This is a genomic window from Citrobacter sp. 506 (assembly GCF_050434985.1).
Lineage (GTDB): Bacteria > Pseudomonadota > Gammaproteobacteria > Enterobacterales > Enterobacteriaceae > Citrobacter > Citrobacter braakii.
Genome location: NZ_JBNDJN010000005.1, coordinates 67,181 through 86,427, shown reverse-complemented (window position 1 = coordinate 86,427; position 19,247 = coordinate 67,181). Strand labels below are relative to the sequence as shown.

11 protein-coding genes are annotated in these 19,247 nt (G+C 54.2%); 9 read left to right on the top strand and 2 right to left on the bottom strand.

Annotated features, from left to right (window positions below):
- Positions 1–183 precede the first annotated feature (183 nt).
- From glgB to glgP, 5 genes are read left to right on the top strand one after another with little or no spacing between them, the layout of a single operon-like run.
- On the top strand, positions 184–2,367 hold the full coding sequence (glgB, locus tag ABIE10_RS18125; RefSeq protein ID WP_016154817.1) for a 1,4-alpha-glucan branching enzyme: 2,184 nt from the start codon (positions 184–186) through the stop codon (positions 2,365–2,367).
- Positions 2,367–4,343, top strand: a complete 1,977-nt coding sequence (glgX, locus tag ABIE10_RS18120) for a glycogen debranching protein GlgX (RefSeq protein ID WP_019078135.1) — start codon at positions 2,367–2,369, stop codon at positions 4,341–4,343. Before glgB ends, glgX begins: the two co-directional genes overlap by 1 nt.
- A gap of 13 nt (positions 4,344–4,356) precedes the next feature.
- The gene (glgC, locus tag ABIE10_RS18115; protein ID WP_016154815.1) at positions 4,357–5,652 is read left to right on the top strand and encodes a glucose-1-phosphate adenylyltransferase; all 1,296 of its coding nucleotides are present in this window, start codon (positions 4,357–4,359) and stop codon (positions 5,650–5,652) included.
- Positions 5,652–7,085 (top strand): glycogen synthase GlgA, encoded by a 1,434-nt coding sequence (gene glgA / locus ABIE10_RS18110; RefSeq protein WP_016154814.1) that lies wholly within the window; start codon positions 5,652–5,654, stop codon positions 7,083–7,085. Before glgC ends, glgA begins: the two co-directional genes overlap by 1 nt.
- A gap of 19 nt (positions 7,086–7,104) precedes the next feature.
- Positions 7,105–9,552, top strand: coding sequence for a glycogen phosphorylase (gene glgP, locus ABIE10_RS18105; RefSeq protein ID WP_016154813.1), 2,448 nt, complete (start codon positions 7,105–7,107; stop codon positions 9,550–9,552).
- A 108-nt stretch (positions 9,553–9,660) separates the two neighbouring features.
- Here glgP and glpD read toward each other — a convergent pair whose 3' ends face one another.
- Entirely contained in the window at positions 9,661–11,169 is a 1,509-nt protein-coding gene (gene glpD / locus ABIE10_RS18100) for a glycerol-3-phosphate dehydrogenase (RefSeq protein WP_047415950.1), read from the bottom strand.
- Between the two features lie 198 nt (positions 11,170–11,367).
- Here glpD and glpE point away from each other — a divergent pair, with 198 nt between their 5' ends.
- From glpE to ABIE10_RS18085, 3 genes are all read left to right on the top strand, one after another.
- A complete protein-coding gene (gene glpE, locus ABIE10_RS18095) occupies positions 11,368–11,694 on the top strand; it encodes a thiosulfate sulfurtransferase GlpE (protein WP_049271932.1) in 327 nt (108 codons plus the stop codon).
- A 170-nt stretch (positions 11,695–11,864) separates the two neighbouring features.
- Positions 11,865–12,695, top strand: coding sequence for a rhomboid family intramembrane serine protease GlpG (gene glpG, locus ABIE10_RS18090; protein ID WP_016154811.1), 831 nt, complete (start codon positions 11,865–11,867; stop codon positions 12,693–12,695).
- 15 nt (positions 12,696–12,710) lie between these two features.
- The gene (locus ABIE10_RS18085) at positions 12,711–13,469 is read left to right on the top strand and encodes a DeoR/GlpR family transcriptional regulator (RefSeq protein ID WP_003023499.1); all 759 of its coding nucleotides are present in this window, start codon (positions 12,711–12,713) and stop codon (positions 13,467–13,469) included.
- 41 nt (positions 13,470–13,510) lie between these two features.
- Here ABIE10_RS18085 and malT read toward each other — a convergent pair whose 3' ends face one another.
- Positions 13,511–16,216 carry an HTH-type transcriptional regulator MalT gene (gene malT / locus ABIE10_RS18080; protein ID WP_016154810.1) on the bottom strand — a complete coding sequence of 902 codons (2,706 nt, stop codon included), beginning with the start codon at positions 16,214–16,216 and terminating at the stop codon, positions 13,511–13,513.
- A 629-nt stretch (positions 16,217–16,845) separates the two neighbouring features.
- Between malT and malP the strand changes: the two genes are divergently transcribed.
- A complete protein-coding gene (gene malP / locus ABIE10_RS18075) occupies positions 16,846–19,239 on the top strand; it encodes a maltodextrin phosphorylase (protein WP_429156493.1) in 2,394 nt (797 codons plus the stop codon).
- Positions 19,240–19,247 lie beyond the last annotated feature (8 nt).

Below are 19,247 nucleotides of genomic sequence, written 5' to 3'. Positions count from 1 at the left end.
AGATAAAGCATTGGCTATTCTTTAAGGGTGACTTAGTACCGGAGGTATTAAGTTGTTGCCTGAAGGTGGGACGACGCAGAGAGGATGCACAATTGTGCTGCGCCGTTCAGGTCAAAAAAAGTGTCACTACCTGATGTCGAAGATCAGTTGGAAGGCGTGACACCATAAAACAGGATGACAACCATGTCCGTTCGTATCGATAGAGACGTGATTAATGCGCTAATTGCAGGCCATTTTGCGGATCCTTTTTCCGTACTCGGTATGCACCAAACTGACGCTGGACTTGAAGTCCGCGCCCTATTACCTGACGCCACCGAAGTGTGGGTGATCGAACCCAAAACCGGGCGCAAAGTCGGCAAGCTGGACTGCCTCGACTCTCGCGGTTTTTTCTGTGCTGTACTTCCCCGCCGTAAAAATTTCTTTCGCTATCAGTTAGCTGTTGTCTGGCATGGACAGGAGAATCTGATTGATGACCCTTATCGTTTTGGCCCGCTGATCCAGGATATGGATGCCTGGCTGTTATCTGAAGGTACGCACCTGCGACCTTACGAAACGCTGGGCGCGCATGCGGATACCATGGATGGCGTAACTGGTACGCGCTTCTCCGTCTGGGCGCCTAACGCTCAACGCGTGTCAGTGGTTGGGCAGTTCAACTACTGGGATGGCCGTCGCCACCCGATGCGCCTGCGCAAAGAAAGCGGTATCTGGGAGCTGTTTATCCCCGGCGCGCAGCATGGTCAACTGTATAAATACGAGATGATCGATGCGAACGGTAAGCTGCGAATCAAAGCGGACCCTTACGCCTTCGAAGCGCAAATGCGCCCGGAAACCGCGTCGCTTATCTGCGGTCTGCCGGAAAAAGTGGTGCAAAGCGAGGAGCGAAAAAAAGCCAACCAGTTTGATGCGCCGATCTCTATCTATGAAGTGCACCTGGGCTCATGGCGTCGTCATACCGATAACAACTTCTGGCTGAGCTACCGCGAACTGGCGGATCAGCTGGTGCCTTACGTCAAGTGGATGGGCTTTACCCATCTCGAACTGTTGCCGATTAATGAGCATCCGTTCGACGGTAGCTGGGGCTACCAACCTACCGGTATGTATGCGCCGACCCGTCGTTTCGGGACGCGTGATGATTTCCGCTATTTTGTGAATGCCGCGCATCAGGCCGGACTGAACGTCATTCTCGACTGGGTGCCGGGCCATTTCCCGTCGGACGACTTTGGTCTGGCAGAGTTTGATGGCACCAATCTGTATGAGCACAGCGACCCGCGCGAAGGGTATCACCAGGACTGGAACACGCTGATCTACAACTACGGTCGCCGTGAAGTCAGTAACTATCTGGTGGGCAATGCCCTGTACTGGATTGAACGTTTTGGTATCGATGCGCTGCGCGTAGATGCCGTGGCGTCGATGATTTATCGCGACTACAGCCGTAAAGAAGGGGAGTGGGTCCCGAACGAATTTGGCGGTCGTGAAAACCTCGAAGCCATTGAGTTTTTACGTAATACCAACCGTATTCTTGGCGAGCAGGTGCCGGGGGCCGTGAGCATGGCGGAAGAGTCCACCGACTTTGCCGGCGTTTCAAGGCCGCAGGATATGGGCGGTTTAGGGTTCTGGTATAAGTGGAACCTCGGCTGGATGCACGACACGCTGGACTACATGAAGTTGGATCCGGTTCATCGTCAGTTCCATCACGATAAGCTGACTTTCGGCATGCTGTACAACTACACCGAAAACTTTGTCCTGCCGCTGTCGCACGATGAAGTGGTACACGGTAAAAAATCAATTCTCGATCGCATGCCGGGAGACGCATGGCAGAAGTTTGCCAACCTGCGCGCCTACTACGGCTGGATGTGGGCCTTCCCGGGCAAGAAACTGCTGTTTATGGGCAACGAGTTTGCTCAGGGGCGTGAGTGGAACCATGACGCCAGCCTCGACTGGCATCTGCTGGAAGGCGGCGATAACTGGCACCACGGCGTACAACGTTTGGTGCGCGATCTGAACCTTACCTATCGTCATCACAAAGCGCTGCACGAGCTTGATTTTGACGCCTATGGCTTCGAGTGGCTGGTGGTAGATGACAAAGAACGTTCGGTGCTGGCTTTCGTTCGTCGTGACAAAGTCGGTAATGAAATCATCGTTATCAGCAACTTTACGCCAGTACCTCGCCACGGCTATCGCTTCGGTATCAATCAGCCGGGCAAATGGCGCGAGATCCTCAATACCGACTCGATGCATTATCACGGTAGCAATACCGGTAACGGCGGCGCGGTGCACAGCGATGAAATCGCCAGTCATGGTCGTCAGCACTCACTGAGCCTGACGTTGCCACCGCTGGCAACGATCTGGCTGGTGCGGGAGGGATAATGACGCAACTGGCAACCGGCAACGCCACCCCCCATGGTGCAACGTATGACGGCCATGGCGTCAATTTCACCCTCTTTTCGGCGCACGCTGAACGCGTTGAATTATGCGTATTCGATGAGCAAGGCTGCGAACTCCGCTACGACCTGCCGGGGCGTAGCGGCGATGTCTGGCACGGCTATCTGGCCAACGCCCGTCCCGGTCTACGCTATGGCTATCGCGTACATGGTCCGTGGCAACCGCAGCAGGGCCATCGGTTTAATCCGGCGAAACTGCTGCTTGACCCTTGCGCGCGTCGGGTGGATGGCGAGTTAAAAGATAACCCACTGCTGCACGGTGGTCTGAATGAACCGGATCATCATGATAATGCCGCCATCGCGCTGAAGGGCGTGGTGGTGTCCGACCATTATGACTGGGAGGATGATGCCCCGCCGCGCACGCCGTGGGGCAATACCGTAATTTACGAAGCGCATGTCAAAGGGCTGACGTATTTGCATCCTGACCTGCCGGAAGAGATTCGCGGGACTTACAAAGCGCTGGGTCATCCGGTGATGATCGACTATTTCAAGCGCCTCGGCATTACCGCGCTGGAGCTGTTACCGGTGGCGCATTTCGCCAGCGAACCGCGGCTTCAGCGACTGGGCCTGTCAAACTACTGGGGCTACAACCCGGTGGCGATGTATGCGCTGCATCCGGCCTATGCCAGCTCGCCGGAGAGTGCGCTTGATGAGTTTCGCGACGCGGTAAAAGCGCTGCATAAAGCGGGTATTGAGGTCATTCTCGACATCGTTTTAAACCACAGCGCCGAGCTGGATCTCGAAGGACCTGTCTTCTCGCTGCGCGGAATTGATAACCGTAGCTATTATTGGATCAGAGATGATGGCGATTACTACAACTGGACCGGTTGTGGGAACACCATCAATCTGAGCCATCCTGGCGTTGTGGAATACGCATGCGAGTGCCTGCGCTACTGGGTTGAAACCTGCCATGTGGATGGTTTTCGTTTTGATTTGGCTTCCGTCATGGGGCGTACGCCTGAGTTTCGTCAGGATGCTCCGCTGTTTACCGCGATCCAAAACTGTCCGCTGCTCTCACGCGCCAAGCTGATTGCGGAACCGTGGGATATTGGTGAAGGCGGGTATCAGGTGGGGAATTTCCCCCCGCCGTTTGCCGAGTGGAACGACCATTTCCGCGATGCAACGCGACGTTTTTGGCTCCAGCGTAATCTCTCGTTGGGCGAGTTTGCCGGACGTTTTGCTGCATCCAGCGACGTGTTTAAACGCCCGGGCCGCAATCCCAGCGCCACGGTCAATCTGGTGACCGCGCATGACGGTTTTACGCTACGCGACTGCGTTTGCTTCACAAATAAGCACAATGAAGCGAATGGTGAGGAAAATCGCGACGGCACTAGCAATAACTACAGTGACAATCATGGTAAAGAAGGATTAGGCGGCTCGCTGGACCTGATTGAGCGGCGGCGCGACAGCATTCATGCGCTGTTAACCACGCTGTTGCTCTCCCAGGGGACGCCGATGCTGCTGGCGGGTGATGAGCATGGTCATAGCCAGCACGGTAATAATAACGCTTACTGCCAGGATAACGCCTTAACCTGGCTGGACTGGCAGCAGGCAAACAGTGGGCTAACCACATTTACCGCCGCGTTGATTCATCTGCGCCGGCAAATACCTGCATTAACAGGCGATTGCTGGTGGGAAGAGGGCGATGGCAATGTTCGTTGGCTGAATAAGTACGCACAACCCTTAAGTGCGGATGAGTGGCATAACGGCCCGAGGCAGATGCAAATCCTGCTTTCAGATCGTTTCCTGATTGCAATAAACGCCACGCTTGAGGTGACAGATATCGTTTTACCTGAAGGGGAATGGCACGCCATTCCCCCATTTGCCGGAGAGGATAATCCGGTGCTTACGGCGGTCTGGCAGGGACCTGCGCACGGACTGTGTGTGTTCCAGAGAAGATAAAAAGGAGTTAGTCATGGTAAGTTTAGAGAAGAACGATCGTGTAATGTTGGCGCGCCAGCTGCCATTAAAATCTGTTGCCCTGATCCTGGCCGGTGGCCGCGGTACTCGCCTGAAAGATTTAACCAATAAGCGTGCCAAGCCTGCCGTGCACTTTGGCGGTAAGTTCCGCATTATCGATTTTGCCTTATCCAACTGTCTTAATTCCGGGATCCGCCGTATCGGCGTGATCACTCAGTACCAGTCACACACGCTGGTGCAGCATATTCAGCGCGGCTGGTCGTTCTTTAGCGAAGAGATGAACGAGTTCGTCGATCTGCTGCCTGCCCAGCAGAGGATGCAGGGTGAAAACTGGTATCGCGGCACGGCGGATGCGGTGACCCAAAACCTGGACATCATTCGACGCTACAAAGCGGAATATGTGGTGATCCTCGCGGGCGATCATATTTATAAGCAGGACTACTCACGCATGCTGATCGACCACGTTGAGAAAGGCGCGCGTTGCACAGTGGCCTGTATGCCTGTGCCTATTGAAGAGGCCAGCGCGTTTGGCGTAATGGACGTGGACGACACCGATAAAATTATCGAGTTCGTTGAAAAACCCGCCAACCCGCCAGCGATGCCTAATGATCCGACCAAATCGCTTGCCAGTATGGGGATCTACATCTTCGACGCCGATTATCTGTATGAACTGCTGGCGGAAGATGATCTCGATGAAAAATCCAGTCACGATTTTGGCAAAGACATCATCCCGAAAATCACCGAAGCTGGCATGGCATATGCTCATCCATTCCCATTGTCCTGCGTACAGTCTGACCCGGAATCCGAGCCGTACTGGCGCGATGTGGGAACGCTGGAAGCCTACTGGAAAGCAAACCTCGATCTGGCTTCGGTGACGCCTGAACTGGATATGTACGACCAGGACTGGCCAATCCGTACGCATATGGAATCACTGCCGCCGGCGAAATTTGTTCAGGACCGTTCCGGTAGCCACGGAATGACGCTGAACTCGCTGGTTTCCGGCGGCTGTATTATTTCTGGTTCGGTGGTAGTGCAGTCCGTTCTGTTCCCGCGAGTGCGGGTGAATTCATTCTGTAACATTGATTCGGCAGTGTTGTTACCTGAAGTGTGGGTGGGACGTTCGTGCCGCTTACGTCGTTGCATTATCGACCGCGCCTGCGTTATTCCTGAAGGCATGGTGATTGGTGAAAACGCGGAAGAAGATGCTCGTCGTTTCTACCGTTCAGAGGAAGGTATTGTACTGGTCACGCGTGAAATGCTGCGCAAACTGCAGATCAAACAGGAGCGATAATGCAGGTTTTACACGTTTGTTCAGAGATGTTCCCTTTGTTAAAAACCGGGGGACTGGCGGATGTTATTGGGGCGTTACCCGCAGCGCAAATCGCGGACGGTGTGGATGCCCGCGTGCTGCTCCCGGCGTTTCCTGATATCCGTCGCGGCATTCCCGATGCGCAGGTAGTGACGCGTCGCGATACCTTCGCCGGACGTATTACGCTGTTGTTCGGGCATTTCAACGGTGTGGGCATTTACCTGATTGACGCGCCGCATCTCTATGACCGTCCCGGTAGCCCGTATCACGACACTAACCTGTTTGCATATACCGATAACGTGCTGCGTTTTGCGCTGCTGGGTTGGGTCGGCAGTGAAATGGCCTGTGGCTTTGACCCATTCTGGCGCCCGGATGTGGTGCATGCGCACGACTGGCATGCCGGTCTGGCCCCGGCGTATCTGGCGGCGCGCGGCCATCCGGCGAAATCGGTGTTCACCGTGCACAACCTGGCGTATCAAGGCATGTTTTATGCAAAGCATATGGATGACATCCAATTGCCATGGTCGTTCTTTAACGTGCACGGACTGGAGTTTAACGGGCAGATTTCTTTCCTGAAGGCCGGGTTGTACTACGCCGACCACATTACGGCGGTCAGTCCGACCTACGCGCGGGAAATTACCGAGCCGCAGTTTGCCTACGGCATGGAAGGTCTGTTGCAGCAGCGTCATCGTGAAGGACGTCTTTCCGGTGTGCTGAACGGCGTTGATGAAAAAATCTGGAGCCCGGAAACCGATCTGCTGCTGGCGTCGCGGTATACGCGTGAAACGCTGGAAGAGAAGGCGGAGAACAAACGCCAGCTACAGATCGCGATGGGACTTAAGGTTAACGACAAAGTGCCGTTATTTGCCGTAGTCAGCCGCCTGACCAGTCAGAAAGGGCTGGATCTGGTGCTGGAAGCGCTACCGGGGTTGTTAGAGCAGGGTGGACAACTGGCATTGCTCGGTGCGGGCGATCCGGTTTTACAGGAAGGTTTCCTCGCCGCGGCGGCGGAACATCCGGGACAGGTGGGCGTACAGATTGGCTATCACGAAGCCTTCTCGCACCGCATCATGGGTGGGGCCGACGTTATATTGGTTCCCAGCCGTTTTGAGCCGTGTGGCTTAACGCAGTTGTATGGACTGAAGTACGGCACGCTGCCGCTGGTGCGGCGCACCGGTGGGCTGGCTGATACGGTCTCTGACAGTTCGCTGGAAAACCTGGCGGATGGTATCGCCAGTGGGTTTGTATTTGAAGATAGTAATGCCTGGTCGCTGCTACGCGCGATCCGGCGTGCTTTCGTATTGTGGTCCCGGCCTTCGTTGTGGCGGTTTGTACAACGTCAGGCCATGACCATGGATTTTAGCTGGCAAGTCGCGGCGAAGTCATACCGTGAGCTTTACTATCGTTTGAAATAGATATCCAGGAATCACCTATATGAATGCTCCATTTACTTATGCATCGCCCACACTCAGCGTAGAGGCACTTAAGCATTCTATCGCCTACAAGCTGATGTTCACGATTGGTAAAGACCCGGTCATTGCCAATAAACATGAGTGGCTGAACGCCACGTTGTTCGCGGTGCGCGATCGTCTCGTGGAGCGCTGGCTGCGTTCTAACCGTGCGCAATTATCCCAGGAAACTCGACAGGTTTATTATCTGTCAATGGAGTTTCTGATTGGCCGCACACTTTCCAATGCACTGTTATCGTTGGGTATTTATGACGATGTCAAAAATGCGCTGGAAGGTATGGGGTTGGATCTTGAAGATCTGATCGATGAAGAAAACGACCCTGGTCTTGGCAACGGTGGCCTCGGGCGCCTGGCGGCCTGCTTCCTGGACTCACTGGCAACGTTGGGTCTGCCGGGACGCGGCTACGGTATTCGTTATGACTACGGCATGTTCAAACAGAACATTGTTGATGGCCGACAGAAAGAGTCACCGGACTACTGGCTGGAATACGGTAACCCGTGGGAATTCAAACGCCACAATACACGCTACAAAGTGCGCTTTGGCGGGCGTATTCAGCAGGAAGGCAAGAAAACGCGCTGGATAGAAACTGAAGAGATCCTCGCGGTAGCCTACGACCAAATTATTCCCGGTTATGACACAGACGCCACCAATACGCTGCGCTTGTGGAATGCCCAGGCCAGTAGCGAAATCAACCTCGGTAAATTTAACCAGGGCGACTACTTTGCGGCGGTGGAAGATAAAAACCACTCCGAGAACGTCTCCCGCGTGCTGTATCCGGATGACTCCACCTATTCCGGACGCGAGCTGCGTTTGCGCCAGGAGTATTTCCTGGTCTCCTCCACGGTGCAGGACATCCTGAACCGTCATTATCAACTGCACAAAACCTACGACAACCTGGCAGATAAGATCGCCATTCACCTCAACGACACCCATCCGGTACTGTCGATTCCTGAGCTGATGCGTCTGCTGATAGATGAGCACAAATTCAGTTGGGATAATGCGTTTGAGGTCTGCTGCCAGGTCTTCTCGTATACCAACCACACCTTGATGAGCGAAGCGCTGGAGACCTGGCCTGTCGATATGCTGGGCAAAATTCTGCCGCGCCATCTGCAAATCATCTTTGAGATTAACGACTACTTCCTGAAGACGTTGCAGGAACAGTATCCGAACGATACCAGTCTGCTGGGACGGACGTCGATTATCGATGAATCCAATGGCCGCCGGGTGCGTATGGCATGGCTCGCAGTGGTGGTGAGCCACAAGGTTAACGGCGTTTCTGAGCTGCACTCCAACCTGATGGTGCAGTCGCTGTTTGCTGACTTTGCGAAGATTTTCCCGACTCGCTTCTGTAACGTCACCAATGGCGTGACGCCACGCCGCTGGCTGGCACTGGCTAACCCATCGCTCTCTGAGGTGCTGGATGAGAACATTGGCCGCACCTGGCGAACCGATCTCAGCCAGCTAAGCGAGCTTGAACAGCACTGCGATTACCCGCTGGTAAATCAGGCGGTGCGCCGTGCGAAGCTGGAGAATAAAAAGCGTCTGGCAACGCTCATTGCCCAGCAGCTTAACGTGGTTGTGAACCCGAAATCGCTGTTTGATGTGCAGATCAAGCGTATTCACGAATACAAACGCCAGTTGATGAACGTGCTGCATGTGATCACCCGCTACAACCGCATTAAGGCCGATCCTGATGCCGAGTGGGTGCCGCGCGTGAATATCTTCGCCGGTAAAGCGGCTTCGGCCTATTATATGGCGAAGCACATCATTCACCTGATCAACGACGTCGCGAAAGTGATCAACAACGATCCGCAAATTGGTGACAAGCTGAAAGTGGTGTTTATTCCTAACTACAGCGTCAGCCTGGCGCAAGTGATTATTCCTGCTGCCGACCTGTCTGAGCAGATTTCGCTGGCCGGGACCGAAGCCTCTGGTACCAGTAATATGAAGTTTGCCCTCAACGGCGCGCTGACCATTGGGACGCTGGACGGTGCCAACGTCGAGATGCTGGAGCATGTGGGCGCAGAAAATATCTTTATCTTTGGTAATACGGCGGAAGAGGTCGAAGCCTTACGCAGCCAGGGCTACAAGCCGCGTGAGTATTACGAGAAAGACGAAGAGCTGCACCAGGTGCTGACGCAGATCGGCAGCGGTGTATTCAGTCCTGAGGAGCCGGGGCGCTATCGTGACCTGGTTGACTCGCTGATCAACTTTGGCGACCACTATCAGGTTCTGGCGGATTATCGCAGCTATGTTGATTGCCAGGATAAGGTTGACGAACTGTATCGCCACCCGGAAGAGTGGACCACCAAGTCGATGATTAATATCGCCAACATGGGCTACTTCTCGTCGGACAGGACGATCAAAGAGTACGCCGAGAACATCTGGCATATCGACTCGGTGCGGTTGTAACAAGGGCAGGACGATCTGTAGGCCGGATGGATAAGGCGTTAGCCGCCATCCGGCAAAAGGCCCGGTAGCGCTGACGCTTACCGGGCCTACAGTTTTATATCGAGTGTCTTAAGACGCCAGCGACAGCTGCTGTTTCTCAATGTACTCCACCAGCCACTGGGTCATGCGCGACTGCTGTTCAGCGTTCAGCCACATACCTTCTTTCGTGCGACGCCACAGCGCATCTTCCGCACGGCGCACCCATTCGTGATCGACCAGATATTTCAGCTCGGCCTCATAGAACTCATGGCCGAAGTCTTCACCTAACTCGGCAAGCGAGGTGGCTTCCCCGATAATCCATTCGGTGTTACTGCCGTAGGTGCGCGAATAATGGCGCGCCAGCGACTCGGTCAGGAACGGGTAGCGACGGCGCAGTTTGGCCGCGTAATCTTCACGATCGCCGCCGATGTCACCGCCTGGCAGAATGCACTCTTTTGTCCACGCCGGACCGATTCCCTGATAGTACGACGCCAGTTTTTCCATCGCGTGTTCGGCCAGCTTACGGTAGGTCGTCAGCTTACCGCCAAAGACCGACAGCAGCGGCGCTTTGCCGTTTTCATCGTGGATATCCAACGTGTAATCACGGGTGATAGCCTGCGGCGAGTCGGACTCGTCATCGCACAGCGGACGTACGCCCGAGTAGGTCCAGACGATATCGTCACGGCCCAGTTGTTTCTTAAAGTGCGCGTTGTAGACCTTCAGCAGGTAATTGATTTCACTCTCATCAATTTTTACCGCTTTCGGATCGCCTTTGTATTCGACGTCAGTCGTCCCGATGATCGAGAATTCGTCCATCCATGGGATGACAAACACAATACGTTTATCTTCGTTTTGCAGAATATAAGCTTGCTTCTGGGTATGGACGCGCGGCACGACGATGTGGCTGCCTTTAATCAGACGAATACCGTACGGCGATGGCAGATGCATGCCGTCGTCGAAGAACTCTTTCACCCATGGGCCGGTGGCATTGACCAGACCACGCGCCTGCCAGGTGTGCTTTTTACCGGTATCGATATCTTCAGCTTCAACAATCCACAATCCGTTTTCACGGCGAGCGGAGGTAGCGCGAGTGCGGGTTAACACCTCTCCGCCTTTGCGTACGACCATTTGGGCGTTTGCCAAAACCAGTCGCGCATCGTCTACCCAGCAGTCAGAATATTCGAAACCGCGCACAATCTCAGGTTTCATTACGGAATCTGCGCCAAAACGCAAACCGGTCGAACTCGGCAAACTGGTGCGTTTGCCCAGATGATCGTACATAAACAGACCAATGCGGATCATCCACGCTGGACGCAGGTGCGGGCGATGGGGCAGACGAAAGCGCATTGGGAAGGCGATATGCGGTGCCATTTTCAACAACACCTCACGTTCGGCCAGCGCTTCGCTCACCAGGCGAAATTCGTAGTGTTCCAGGTAGCGCAGGCCACCGTGGATGAGTTTGGAGCTAGCGGAAGAGGTGGCGCAGGCTAAATCCTGCGCTTCCAGCATCAGCACGGATAAACCGCGTCCAGCGGCATCTGCCGCGATACCGGCACCGTTGATGCCTCCACCTATCACAATCAGATCTTTGGTTTCCATGCTGGCCTCTCGCACTTTCGTTATAGCTCATTAATGTTCGTTATCGAGCATAATAGCAAAGAATCGCGCCATTGGTAACATCGGATAAACAATTTACAGTGATACATATAACATTATGGCGTTTAACTGCCGTCGGGACGTACACTAAGAAGTAACATGTCTGAAAAGCGTCACCTGCAATATAAAGAAGAGAGAGCAATGGATCAGTTTGAATGTATTAATGTCGAAGAAGCGCATCAGAAGCTGCACCAGGGGACCGCGGTGTTAGTGGATATCCGCGACCCGCAAAGCTATGCGATGGGTCACGCCCCACAGGCGTTTCATCTGACGAACGACACGCTGGGGTCATTTATGCGCGAGCATGATTTCGACACCGCCGTGTTAGTAATGTGTTATCACGGCAACAGCAGTAAAGGCGCGGCGCAATATCTTCTTCAGCAGGGCTATGACGTGGTTTACAGTGTTGACGGCGGCTTCGACGCCTGGCATCGACATTTTCCGGCAGAAGTGGCATACGGTTCGTAAGACTATACCCAAATTAATTCGAGTTGCATCGCGACGGCGACGCAGCAAATCTCCGGGCGCGTACGAACAGTACGTGACCGGAGTGAGTGAGGAAAGCCAACAAAGATGCAGCTCGAAGTAAGAAGGGTATATATACTGTCCTCTTTTGTGTGGAATAAGCGACAGCAAACATGTTGATGATTACCTCTTTTGCTAACCCCCGCGTGGCGCAGGCATTTGTTGATTATATGGCGACACAGGGCGTTATCCTGACGATTCAACAACATCAGCAAACGGATGTCTGGCTGGCGGATGAGTCCCAGGCTGAGCGCGTGCATGCTGAGCTGGCGCGGTTTCTGGAGAATCCAGGCGATCCGCGTTACCTCGCGGCAAGCTGGCAGTCGGGTCATACCGACAGCGGTCTGCGCTATCAGCGTTATCCGTTCCTGGCCACATTGCGCGAACGCGCAGGCCCGGTAACCTGGGTGGTGATGGCCGCGTGTGTGCTGGTGTTTATCGCGATGAACACGCTGGGCGACCAGACTGTGATGCTCTGGCTGGCATGGCCGTTTGACCCTTCGCTGAAATTTGAATTCTGGCGTTATTTCACCCACGCTTTTATGCACTTCTCGCTGATGCATATTCTGTTCAACCTGCTGTGGTGGTGGTATCTCGGCGGTGCGGTAGAAAAGCGTCTGGGCAGCGGAAAACTGATTGTAATTACCGTGATCAGCGCCCTGCTAAGCGGCTACGTTCAGCAGAAATTTAGCGGCCCGTGGTTTGGTGGGCTGTCTGGCGTGGTATATGCGCTGATGGGTTATGTGTGGTTGCGCGGCGAGCGCGATCCACAAAGTGGTATTTTCCTGCAGCGTGGTTTGATTATCTTTGCTTTGATCTGGATTGTTGCCGGCTGGTTTGATGTGTTCGGCATGTCGATGGCGAACGGCGCACATATCGCCGGGCTGGCCGTGGGTCTGGCAATGGCGTTTGCCGATACTATGAATGTACGAAAACGAACGTAATTTCAGGGAACAATAATGAAGCAAACACAACGACATGACGCGATCATCGAGCTGGTAAAGAAACAGGGATACGTCAGTACTGAGGAGCTGGTGGAGCATTTCTCCGTCAGCCCGCAGACGATTCGCCGCGATCTTAACGATCTGGCCGATCAGAACATGATTTTGCGCCATCACGGTGGCGCGGCGCTGCCCTCCAGCTCGGTCAACACCCCGTGGCATGACCGTAAAGCGACACAGACGGCGGAAAAAGAGCGCATTGCCCGCAAAGTTGCCACGCAGATCCCGAACGGTTCTACGTTGTTCATTGATATCGGCACCACGCCGGAAGCGGTGGCTCACGCGCTGCTCAATCACAGCAATTTACGCATTGTGACCAACAACCTCAATGTGGCGAATACGCTGATGGCGAAAGAGGATTTCCGCATCATACTCGCCGGTGGCGAACTGCGTAGCCGCGACGGCGGTATTATGGGCGAAGCGACCCTCGACTTTATTTCTCAGTTCCGCCTGGACTTCGGCATCTTAGGGATTAGCGGTATCGATAGCGATGGCTCCCTGCTGGAGTTTGATTATCACGAAGTTCGCACCAAGCGCGCGATTATTGAGAATTCACGGCATGTGATGCTGGTGGTGGATCACTCGAAGTTTGGGCGTAACGCGATGGTGAATATGGGCAGTATCAGCATGGTGGATGCGGTGTATACCGACACGCTGCCGCCAGCTGGCGTGATGCAGGTTATCGCGGATCATCATATTCAGTTAGAGCTGTGCTAAGTTAATTCCAGGCCTGATAAGCGTAGCGTATCAGGCATTAACTAAACCCCATACCCCATCATTTTCAGCAGTTTCTGCGCATGTTGCACCGCATCCTGGCGGTGTGCGACGCCGAGCTTTTGATACAAATTGCGGATGTGCGTCTTGATGGTCGTTGCCGCGACAGCCAATTCTCCGGCGATCTGCTCGTTGCTGTAGCCCGAATAAATCAGCCCAAGAACCTGCCATTCGCGCTGGGTCAGCGGGCTGGTGCGGATAAGCTCCGGTACTTCCGGGTGAGTAAGCAGACGCTCAACGAACCCTTCATCGAAGTGGGCGAATTTATGGCGGTGATGCTGGTTAATCTCACGCAAAATACGCTGGGCGCGGTGCTGATCGAGTTCCGGTAAGGTATTGAGCTGAATCAGCTGACGCAGTTGCTGCGCCATGGCCTCACCTTCAATGACAAAGTGACTGATAAATCCGGTGCGGTTCGCAAGCTGCAGCGCGTCGAGTAACACGCGCTGTGCGTCATTTTTGCGTCCTGCCTGCCAGTAGAGCTGATTAAGCAGCAGCAGGTTACGGTTCAGATCGCTCATCAGGCGCAGATTGCGCGCATTTTCATTCAACTCTTCCAGCACAATCTCAGCCGGTTCAAACTCGCCCAGCAGGATCTGTGCGCGGGCGATGTTGCGCCACTGGCTTTGCAGAAAGTGGTTATTGGCGAATTCCGGTTTCGGCGTGTGGCGCAGCCAGTTGGCGGCCGAGTTTTTGTCGCCCACCATTTGCCAGTAAATCACCCGTACCTTATCGGCGTTCGAGATCCAGTCACTGTGATAGTGACCGTTACCCAGCAGGTTTTCCAGGCGGTTGAGCAGGCTACGCGCATTATCCAGATCTCCCCGGGCCAGCGAACATTGAATCAGCAGCGCCAGGCACTGTAGCTGTTGCTGTGGCTGGAATGTGGAAAGCAGTTCAATACCCGCGCGGGCAGACGCTTCCGATTCGTCCAGGCGCGCCCATGCCCACAGCAGCTGCGCGCGAATACGCACTAGGAACTCGTGCATCGGCAACTGTTCCAGATGCTGCTCTTTGATCAGCTGAAACGCTTTTTCCTGAGTCTCCCAGGCGGCCTGTAAAAAGCCCTGGGCAAACAAAATTTCGCTTTGCTGGATTAAACTCCACAGCGCGTAATGCCAGACGTCATGATGGCGCGCCATTTGCTCGGTTTGCTGCATCAACGCCAGAGAACGCGTGAGATCGCCCTTACAGTGCAGGACTTCACCGTGTACCGAGGTGGCGACGATACGGCTATAGAACCAGGCGATGGGTAACTCATCCAGCGCCAGCTTTGCCAGGCGCTCGGCTTCGTCAGGATTTCCGTCGTTAATCGCGACCTGCGCACGCAGGGCGTTAAATTCGGCGTGCAGCGTCGGTTCCATGTCGCCTTTCATTTCCTGCTCAGCGCGCGCCAGCAGGGTATTAACCTCGCCGTAGCGGTGCTGGCTTTGCATCAGCCAGGCTTGCAGCAGAACCAGACGCGGATTTTCCAGCAGACTTTCCCACGGCAGGGCTTTCAGCGACTCTTCCAGTAATGTCAGTTCGCTGTGGTTAAACAGTCCCCACGCATGGTTAAGCAGGATATCGCGTAGCATATGGGCGTCGCCTGCCGCCAGCGCGTGGTGGATAGCTTCGCTGGGGAAGCCTTGCGCCATCCAGCTTTCAGCGGCGGCGCGGTGTATTTCGGGCAGTTCGCTTGCCAGCTCCCACTGACAGCGCTGGCGTAAAAAGCTGCCAAACAGCGGGTGGTAGCTGAACCACTCACCGACGTCATCCATCCGCTGCAAGAATAATCCCTGGCGCTCAATCTCCTCCAGCCGCATCTGGCCGTTTTCTTCCCCGGTGACCCGGACGATCAGTGCGTCGTTCATTGAGCGCAGAATGGCGCTTTTCAGCAGGAAGTGACGGGTGCCGAGGTCGACGCTGTCCAGCACTTCATCAACCAGATAATCGGACAGATGGCTGGCGTTGATCCCGGCGAGGCGGCGTGCGGACTGATGCGCAGAATGGTTGTTCTGGCGGGCGGAGAGGGCAATCAGCTGTAACGCCGTGGCCCAGCCAGCAACGTCATCGCACATCCGGCTGCTTTCTGCCGCTTCGATAGGTGAGGACAAACGTCGATCGAAAAATTGTTTGGCTTCCTGGTGGTTAAACGCCAGCTGTTGGCTGCCTATCTCCAGCAACTGATCGCGTACTCGCAGGTTGGCAATACCCAACTGCGGCAGGTTGCGCGACAGCACGACCAGCGTGAGGTTCTCAGGCTGATGACGCAGGAAGAAACGCATCGCTTCGTGAATTGCCGGATTGGAGATGAGATGATAATCATCCACTACCAGGTAGAGCGGGCGGTGCCACTCGGCCAGTTCAATAAATAGCTGCGCAAACAGTGACGTCAGGCTGGCGTATTGGCGCTTTTGCACCATCGCTTCGCTGGTGGTGCAGTGTCCACCGGTTGCCTGCTGGATAGCGGCGATCAGATAGCTGGCAAAGCGCTCTTGCTGATTATCGCCTTCATCCAGAGAGTACCAGCCTAAGTCGTTCTTCCCCGCTGCCCATTGTGAAACCAACGTCGTTTTTCCATAACCAGCAGGACTTGTTATCAGGGCAAGCCTGAAATTGTTCGCGCCGGAAAGTTTAGCCAACAGGCGCTCACGAACCACCGTATGGTCGAGTCGAACCGGACGACTTAATTTAGACGGAATCAACATAAGTTAGTCACTTCACTGTGTGAAAATGGGGAAAAATGATTTTTTTTGCGCTTCGTAATTAATAGATATAAGGTCGGCCAGATTAGTGTTTTATGCAAGCTAAGCGGACTTTTTGTGTGTCTGATTTTGCACTATGTCACAAATCTAAACATCTATTACATTAATTGCTTTAAAGAGTCACAACAGGCGTGGCGACTGGATCCGTCGGTATTTTGGCTGAGCCGAAAAATACCTCCCTTTTTATAAGGTTACTCAGTTGCTTAATGTAAAGAGCCGAATTTTGTGGCCGACTTAAAAGTTTTATGTGAATTATCTTATCCACCTTGGATATTTCAGGTTAGAAACTATTTCTCTGTTTACAGATTGTTTCCCATCGTCACCCCTCTATTTGATATTGTCGATTTATCTCTTGTTATTAATGCGCCGTCCGTTGGGCATTACAGGGGCGTTATGCCGGACTTACGCGAATTTACGGGCGATAACACCCCCTTTAAGTGGCAGCGATCACACTTTTATGCTCATCCCCGCTCCTCCTCCCTGCCTAATCCGTGCCAGGATGAGGAAGGTCAACAACGAGCCTGGCAAACTAGCGATAACGTTGTTTTATTACCTAAGGATCTGGAACCCCTATGTCACAGCCTACTTTCAACAAAGATCAATTTCAGGCTGCCCTGACGCGTCAGTGGCAGCGCTTCGGTTTACTGTCGGCTCAAGAAATGACGTCGCGCCAGTGGTGGCAGGCAGTGAGTGGGGCGTTGGCTGAGTTACTCAGCGCCCAGCCTGCGGCGAAGCCGGCAAAAAATCAGCGCCATGTTAACTACATCTCGATGGAGTTTTTGATTGGCCGTCTGACCGGCAACAACTTACTCAATCTCGGCTGGTATCAGGCGGTGAGCGATGAGCTGAAAGCGCATGACGTCAACCTGACCGACCTGCTGGAAGAAGAGATCGACCCGGCGCTGGGTAACGGTGGATTGGGACGCCTGGCGGCCTGCTTCCTTGATTCGATGGCGACAGTCGGTCAATCGGCGACGGGCTATGGTCTCAACTACCAGTACGGCCTGTTCCGTCAGTCATTTGCCGATGGGCAGCAGATGGAAGCCCCGGATGACTGGCATTGCGGCAGCTATCCGTGGTTCCGTCACAACGAGGCACTGGATGTGCAAGTAGGGATTGGCGGCAAGGTCACCAAAGAAGGGCTCTGGGAGCCGGGGTTTGTTATCACCGGCCAGGCCTGGGATCTACCGGTTCTCGGCTACCGTAACGGCGTGGCGCAACCGCTGCGTCTGTGGCAGGCCAGCCACGCGCATCCGTTTAACCTGACCAAATTTAATGACGGCGATTTCCTGCGCGCAGAGCAGCAGGGCATCGACGCTGAAAAACTCACCAAAGTGCTGTACCCGAACGACAACCACACCGCGGGTAAAAAGCTGCGCCTGATGCAGCAATACTTCCAGTGCGCTTGCTCCGTAGCTGACATTCTGCGCCGCCATCATCTGGCAGGGCGTAAACTGCATGAGCTGGCTGATTTTGAGGTGATTCAGCTCAACGATACTCACCCGACCATCGCCATCCCTGAGCTACTGCGTGTGCTGATTGATGAGCACCAGATGAGCTGGGACGATGCGTGGGCTATTACCAGTAAGACCTTTGCTTATACCAACCACACTTTGATGCCAGAGGCGCTGGAGTGCTGGGACGAGAAGCTGGTGAAAGCACTACTGCCGCGCCATATGCAAATCATCAAAGAGATTAACGACCGCTTTAAGAAGCTGGTCGAGAAAACCTGGCCGGGTGACGCTGAAGTTTGGGCGAAGCTGGCGGTGGTGCACAACAAACAGGTGCGTATGGCCAACATGTGCGTGGTCAGCGGCTTTGCGGTTAACGGCGTGGCGGCGCTGCACTCCGATTTGGTGGTGAAGGATCTGTTCCCGGAATATCATCAGCTCTGGCCGAACAAATTCCATAACGTCACTAACGGGATTACTCCGCGTCGCTGGATTAAGCAGTGCAACCCGGCACTTGCCGCGCTGCTGGATAAATCGCTGAAAAAAGAGTGGGCCAACGACCTCGATCAGTTGATTAACCTGGAAAAATACGCCGACGACGCGAAGTTTCGTCAGCAGTATCGTGACATCAAGCTGGCGAACAAAGCGCGTCTGGTGAAGTTTATTAAAGCGCGTACCGGTATTGAGATAACGACTAACGCTCTCTTTGATATTCAGATTAAACGCCTGCATGAGTACAAGCGTCAGCACCTCAACTTGCTGCATATTCTGGCGTTATACAAAGAAATCCGTGAGAACCCGCAGGCCGATCGCGTGCCGCGCGTATTCCTGTTTGGCGCGAAAGCCGCTCCGGGTTACTACCTGGCGAAAAATATCATCTTCGCCATTAACAAGGTCGCAGAAACCATCAATAACGACCCGCAAGTGGGCGACAAGCTGAAGGTCGTATTCCTGCCGGATTATTGTGTCTCGGCGGCGGAAATGTTGATCCCAGCGGCGGATATCTCTGAGCAAATCTCCACCGCAGGGAAAGAGGCTTCCGGCACCGGTAACATGAAGCTGGCGCTGAACGGTGCGTTAACCGTCGGTACGCTGGATGGCGCAAACGTCGAAATCGCCGAGAAGGTAGGTGACGAGAATATCTTTATCTTTGGTCATACCGTGGAAGAGGTGAAGGCGCTCAAGGCCAAAGGTTACGACCCGGTGAAATGGCGTAAGAAAGATAAAGTGCTGGATGCTGTTCTGAAAGAGCTGGAAAGCGGGAAATACAGCGACGGTGATAAACATGCTTTCGACCAGATGCTGCACAGTATTGGCAAGCAGGGCGGTGACCCGTATCTGGTAATGGCGGACTTCGCGGCCTACGTTGAGGCCCAGAAGCAGGTTGACGTGTTGTATCGTGACCAGGAAGCCTGGACCCGGGCGGCGATTCTGAATACCGCGCGTTGCGGCATGTTCAGTTCGGATCGCTCCATCCGCGATTATCAGACTCGTATCTGGCAGGCGAAACGTTAAGGAACCGC